This window comes from Streptomyces lomondensis (assembly GCF_014651035.1).
Lineage (GTDB): Bacteria > Actinomycetota > Actinomycetes > Streptomycetales > Streptomycetaceae > Streptomyces > Streptomyces lomondensis.
Genome location: NZ_BMWC01000002.1, coordinates 898,830 through 904,829, shown reverse-complemented (window position 1 = coordinate 904,829; position 6,000 = coordinate 898,830). Strand labels below are relative to the sequence as shown.

7 protein-coding genes are annotated in these 6,000 nt (G+C 69.4%); all 7 read left to right on the top strand.

Annotated elements, in window-relative coordinates; all coding sequences use genetic code 11:
• The first annotated feature begins 199 nt into the window (after positions 1-199).
• The 7 genes from IE255_RS11570 to IE255_RS11540 all read left to right on the top strand — a co-directional run bounded on the left by IE255_RS11570 (position 200) and on the right by IE255_RS11540 (position 5,940).
• Positions 200-1,183 (top strand): pectate lyase family protein, encoded by a 984-nt coding sequence (locus IE255_RS11570; protein WP_190050073.1) that lies wholly within the window; start codon positions 200-202, stop codon positions 1,181-1,183.
• A gap of 9 nt (positions 1,184-1,192) precedes the next feature.
• Complete coding sequence (locus IE255_RS11565; protein WP_190050072.1) at positions 1,193-1,837, top strand: HAD family hydrolase; 645 nt, start codon at positions 1,193-1,195, stop codon at positions 1,835-1,837.
• Positions 1,838-1,914: 77 nt separating this feature from the next.
• On the top strand, positions 1,915-3,135 hold the full coding sequence (locus tag IE255_RS11560; RefSeq protein WP_190050071.1) for an MFS transporter: 1,221 nt from the start codon (positions 1,915-1,917) through the stop codon (positions 3,133-3,135).
• The gene (locus tag IE255_RS11555) at positions 3,086-4,258 is read left to right on the top strand and encodes an acetoin utilization protein AcuC (RefSeq protein WP_190050070.1); all 1,173 of its coding nucleotides are present in this window, start codon (positions 3,086-3,088) and stop codon (positions 4,256-4,258) included. Before IE255_RS11560 ends, IE255_RS11555 begins: the two co-directional genes overlap by 50 nt.
• A 269-nt stretch (positions 4,259-4,527) precedes the next feature.
• Complete coding sequence (locus IE255_RS11550) at positions 4,528-5,343, top strand: phosphatase (protein WP_190050123.1); 816 nt, start codon at positions 4,528-4,530, stop codon at positions 5,341-5,343.
• Positions 5,344-5,472: 129 nt separating this feature from the next.
• The gene (locus tag IE255_RS11545; protein ID WP_004984898.1) at positions 5,473-5,685 is read left to right on the top strand and encodes a helix-turn-helix domain-containing protein; all 213 of its coding nucleotides are present in this window, start codon (positions 5,473-5,475) and stop codon (positions 5,683-5,685) included.
• Between the two features lie 156 nt (positions 5,686-5,841).
• Complete coding sequence (locus IE255_RS11540; RefSeq protein ID WP_003948845.1) at positions 5,842-5,940, top strand: 30S ribosomal protein bS22; 99 nt, start codon at positions 5,842-5,844, stop codon at positions 5,938-5,940.
• Positions 5,941-6,000: the final 60 nt, after the last annotated feature.

The window sequence follows — 6,000 nt, the reverse complement described above, 5'->3', positions numbered from 1 at the left end:
CCGATGGTACTGCAGGGGGGACCCTGTGGGAGAGTAGGACGCCGCCGAACAAATATTGAGGAAACCCCCGCATCATTTGATGCGGGGGTTTTCTGCGTTGTCTGATGCAATCTGGCCGTAATCATGTGTTGACATGTCCAGAACATGGCCCTACCTTCGAGGCGTCTGGAAAGCGCTTTCTATCGGAGGAGGTACCCCCATGAGATCGTCCTCGTTAACGCTTTCGCTCGTCCTCCTGCTGGGTGCGTTGGGTCTCGGTGGCCAGGCGACGGCCGCTGGGCCGGCGCCGTTGGCCGAGACGTCGCCCACCGGGTTCGCCGCCGTCAACGCGCTCGGGCAGAACGGCACGACCGGTGGGGCCGGGGGCGCCACGGTCACCGCCACCACGTCCGAGCAGTTCCTCGACTACATCGACACCGTGGGGCCGCTGACCATCAAGGTGCAGGGCACCATCAACATCACCAGCAAGCAGGGGGTCCGGCCCAACAAGACCATCGTGGGGGTCGGTTCGTCGGCCGTCATCAACGGTGGCGGGCTCGACTTCTACCGCTCGTACAACGTCATCGTGCGCAACATCAAGTTCACCAACGCCGAGGACGATGCCGTCAATATCGGCCAGCAGTCGCACCACATCTGGATCGACCACAACGAGTTCGTGGCTCCCGTCGACGGTGCCCTCGACATCAACCGGGCGGCCGAGTACGTCACCGTGTCCTGGAACTGGTTCAACAAGACCGACAAGAACATGCTGATCGGTCACTCGGACGGGAACGGCGGCCAGGACGCCGGGAAGCTGAAGGTGAGCATCCACCACAACTTCTTCGACGGGTCGAAGCAGCGGAACCCGCGGGTGCGGTTCGGTGAGCCGGTGCACGTGTACAACAACTACTACCGGAACAACGAGCTGTACGGGGTCGCGTCGACGATGAACGCCGGCGTGCTGGTCGAGGGGAACTACTTCGAGAACGTCCCCCATCCCTGCTACTCGGCCAGCGGGTACGCCGATTCCGGGCCCGGGCGGCTGGTGCAGCGCGGCAACCAGTTCGTCGGATCGGGGACGTGCGAGACCAACGGCAGCGTGACCGAGCCGCGGACCTTCTACCCGTACACGCTGGATCCGGTGGCCAACGTGCCCTCGCTGGTACGGGCCGGGGCCGGTGTCGGGAAGATCGGGGCCGTCTAAGGTCTGGTCATGCGATATGACCTCGTGATCTTCGACAACGACGGTGTCCTGGTGGACAGTGAGCGGATCTCCAACCGGCTGCTGGCCGCCTACCTCACCGAGCTCGGGCACCCGACGTCGTACGAGGACTCGATCCGGGAATACATGGGCTCCGCCATGCATCGTGTGCACGAACTCGTGGCGGAGCGCACCGGTCAGCGGCTGCCGGTGGATTTCGACGACGTGTTCCACGCGCGTGTCTTCGCGGCCTTCGAGCAGGAGTTGAAGCCGGTGGGCGGTGCCGTGGACGTCCTGGAGAAGCTCGCCGCCGACTCCGTGCCGTACTGCGTGGCCTCCTCCGGGAGTCATGAGCGGATTCGGGTGGGGCATCGGACGACCGGGCTGGACCGGTGGTTCGACGAGGGGCGGATCTTCAGTTCGCAGGACGTCGGGCGGGGGAAGCCGGCGCCCGACCTCTTCCTGTACGCCGCCGGGCGGATGGGGGTCGCGCCGGAGCGGTGCGTCGTCGTCGAGGACAGTCCGCTGGGGGTGCGGGCCGCGGTCGCGGCGGGGATGGACGTGTACGGGTTCACCGCCATGACGCCGGCCGAGCGGCTGGCCGGGGCCACCCGGCTCTTCTCCGACATGGGGGAGCTGGCCGACCTGCTGGCGTGAGTGAGCGCGGAAGCTGAGGAGAATTCATCTTTGGCTGGACCTACCCACGGGTAAGCCGGGGCACTACGCTCGCCGCCATGACTGATGTGCTGCGGCGCGGCAGGGCCTCGTTGGCGTTCAGCTTCTTGGTGCAGGGGGTCGCCTTCGCTCTGCTCGTGACGCGGATCCCGGCCATCCAGGACCGGTACGGGGTGTCGGACGCGCTGCTGCCCGCCTTTCTGGCCGCCGTGCCGATCCTGGCCGGGGTCGGGAGTGTGACCACCGGGCGGCTGGTGAAGCGGGTGCCGCCGAGCCGGCTGCTGCGGTGGTCCCAGCCCGTGGTGCTGCTGGCGCTGCTCGGGGTCGGGGCCGGGGAGCGGATGGTGGAACTGGGCGTCGCGCTCGCGGCGTTCGGGCTCGCCGTCGGGGTGCTGGACGCGTCGATGAACATGCTCGGGGTGAGCCTCCAGCGGTCGTACGGGCGCAGCATCATGCTCAGTTTCCACGCGGCCTACAGCCTGGGCGGGATCGTCGGGGCCTCGCTGGCGTGGGTCGGGGCGCACTGGGATCTGGCGTTGTGGGTGTCGTATCTGCCCGTGGTGGCGGTGCTGCTGCCGGCGGTGCTGGTGGGGAGCCGGTGGTACGTCGACGACCGGGGCGCGGCTCCGGCGGCGGAGGAGGCGGCAGCGGGCGGGGAGCAGGCCGTCGCGTTCAAGTGGCTGCTGCCGTTGTGTCTGGTGATGACGGTCGCCTATATCGGGGACTCGACCGTGTCCAACTGGAGTGCGAAGTACCTCCAGGACGTGCTCGGGGCTTCGGAGCAGATGGCGACGGTGCCGTACAACGTGTACATGGTCACCACGCTGCTGGGGCGGGCGATCGGGGACTTCGGGGTGCGGCGGTTCGGGGCCGTGGCGGTGGTGCGGGCCGGTGCGCTCGTGGCGGCGGGCGGGTTCGCGGTCGTGGCGGGGGCGCCGGGGGCGTGGGTGGGGATGCTCGGGTTCACGCTGCTGGGGCTGGGGTTGTGCGTGCTGGTGCCGCAGACGTTCGCGGCGGCCGGCAGGTTGTTCCCGGGGGCTTCGGATGCTGCCGTCGCGCGGCTGAATGTCTTCAATTATGTGGGGTTTTTGATCGGTTCGCCGTTGGTCGGTGCGCTCGGGGATGTGTGGAGTTACCGCGGGGCCATGCTCGTGCCGATGGTGTTGGTGCTGGTGACGCTGGTGTACGCCCGGTCGTTCGCCGCTCAACCGGACCGATACGGTGGCGGGCATGAGCGGCCGCGCACAGCTGATGTGGGACGAGGCAGTAACGGGCTATGACTTCGGTCCGGGCCATCCGATGGACCCGATCCGGCTCGCCCTGACCCGGAGGTTGGTCGACGCCTTCGGGCTCGACCGTGAGGTGGAGGTGGTCGCCGCGAGGGCGGCCGGGGAGTCGACGCTGCGGCTCGTCCACCGGGAGGACTACATCGCGGCGGTGAAGGCCGCGTCGGCGGATCCGGGGGCGGCGGACCAGTCGTACGGGCTGGGGACGATGGACGATCCGGCGTTCGCCGGGATGCACGAGGTGTCGGCGCTGATCGCCGGGCAGTCGGTGGGGGCGGCGGAGGCGGTGTGGCGGGGTGAGGTGCTGCACGCGGTGAACTTCGCGGGCGGGCTGCACCACGCGATGCCGGGCGGCGCGTCCGGGTTCTGCATCTACAACGACGCCTCGCTGGCCATCGCCCGGCTGCTGGAGCTCGGAGCCGAGCGGGTCGCGTACATCGACGTCGACGTGCATCACGGGGACGGGGTGCAGGCGGCGTTCTGGGACGACCCGCGGGTGCTGACGATCTCGCTGCACGAGCATCCGCGGACGCTGTTCCCGCAGACCGGGTGGCCGGAGGAGACCGGGGCGGACTCCGCGGAGGGCTCGGCGGTGAACGTGGCGCTGCCGGCCGGGACCGGGGACGCCGGGTGGCTGCGGGCGTTCCACGCGGTCGTGCCGGAGCTGATCGCGGACTTCCGGCCGCAGGTGCTGGTGACGCAGCACGGGGCCGACACGCACTTCGAGGATCCGCTCGCGCACCTGGCGGTGTCGCTGGACGCGCAGCGGGCGGTGCAGGTGGCCTGTCACGACCTGGCGCACGCGTACGCGGACGGGCGGTGGGTGGCCCTGGGCGGGGGCGGCTACGCGGTGGTGGACGTCGTACCGCGGTCGTGGACGCATCTGGTCGCGATCGCGGCGGGCCGGGCCGTCGAGCCCGAGGCGATGATCCCCGAGGGCTGGCGGCAGGAAGTGTTCGCGAGGACACGGCAGTTGGCCCCGGCGCGGATGACGGACGGGCGCTGGCCCGTCTCCTGGTCCGGCTGGGAGGAGGGCTACGACCCCGCCGACCGGCTCGACCAGGCGGTGCTGGCGGCCCGACGGGCGGTGTTCCCGCTGCGGGGGCTGCTGGCGTGAGGGGGCCGGCGTGAGGTCGGCTGGTGTGGGTGGCCCGGTGGTGAGGTCGGCTGGTGTGGGTGGCCCGGTGGTGAGGTCGGCTGGTGTGGGTGGCCCGGTGGTGAGGTCGGCCGGTGTGGGTGGCCCGGGTCGTGAGGTCGGCCGGTGTGAGTGGCTCGGTGTGAGGCCGGCCGTGCGAGTGGCCCGGTCGTGAGGCCGGCCGTACGCCGACCGTGCAGTGTTCGCCCGTTCCCGGGACATGTGGGGCGGTGGTCGCGGACGATCGCAAGGTGCTGACACCCGAAGCCCTTCGTGCGCACCTGGTCGGCGCACGGCTCGCCGGGACCGTGGCGACCTCGCGCGAGGAGAGCCTGCGCAGCTACCGGCTCTTCGCCGCCCGGGACCCCCGCGTCCTCCTCGGGCTCGACCCCGAAGATGCCTGGGAGCAGCCGGATCTGATCGAGTTGATGGCGGACAGGTGCGGGGTTTCGGCCGATTCCCGACGTACTTCCGGCCAGGACGTGATCGATCCGGAGCGGACCCTGGCCGCGCTGGACGCCTTCGCGGAACGTCTCGCCGAGGCCGCCCGGCGGGGCGCGCCCGTGCTCCTCGGCACCGGGCACCCCCACCGGCTGCTCGGTTTCTACGCCGCTCTGGCAGACGCGCTGTCGGCGGCGGGGTGTGCCGTCCTCACCCCCGCGCAGGGTCGCTGTGTCGACATAACGACCCGGTTCGGCCTACGCACGTACAACCTCGACTACGTACGAGGAGTCGCGCTGGTGCGGACCCCCGGCGCAAAACGCCCCGGTTGTGAGCCCGGCGCACATACGCACTCACCCCTCCCGATTCGTACCGTACTGGCCGCTGTCGCGGAGACCGGAGGGCCCCTCCCGGAGCTGGTGATCGGGGACCACGGATGGGTCTGCGGGGCAGGTCAGCTGGGGTTCGAGGCCATCGGGCCGGCCGATACGGACGACCCGGCGCCGTTCGTGGGGGAGGCCGAGGGGTCCGTGTCCGTCGTCGTTCCACTTGATGACGGCGTGCGGTCTGATTACTACCTGCCGCTTACCCGCTACGTACTCAATCGGGCGTGTCTGTCACAGTAGGCCGCCGATGGGTGCACCTCTTCCCCACTCGCATCACCCGCCCCTACATTGGGGAGTGAGCACGCAGCGACGAAGAGTCACCGGAAGGGGAAGCCGGTGGCCGTCGAGTGCGGAAGGTTCAGGTGTGTCATGGCTGCAGCTGGCGAGAGGCCTCTGAACGAGGTTCAGTTCCTTACCGTGGCGGAAGTCGCCTCGGTGATGCGAGTGTCGAAGATGACCGTGTACCGGTTGGTGCACAGCGGTCATCTGCCCGCGATCCGTGTGGGGCGGTCCTTCCGCGTCCCGGAGCAAGCGGTTCACGAGTACCTCCGCGAGAGTTACGTGGGGGTGGAAACCGCCTGACGGCTGGGGCGGGGTGGTCCCTCACAGGGCACTCGGGATCACCCTGGCCCCCTCGATTACGACCTCAGCGCTCGGGCGGGTAGGCTAGCCCCTCGTAGGTCGTGTGGGCCCATGGCGCCCAAACAACCGAGTGATGAGAAGTGAGCGAGGGTAGTCGTGGGCTCTGTTATCAAGAAGCGGCGCAAGCGGATGGCGAAGAAGAAGCACCGCAAGCTGCTCAAGCGCACGCGCGTTCAGCGTCGCAACAAGAAGTAAGTTCGCGACGCGGACACCGCGAGAGCGTTGCTGTGGCCCCCCACCCACTGGTGGGGGGCC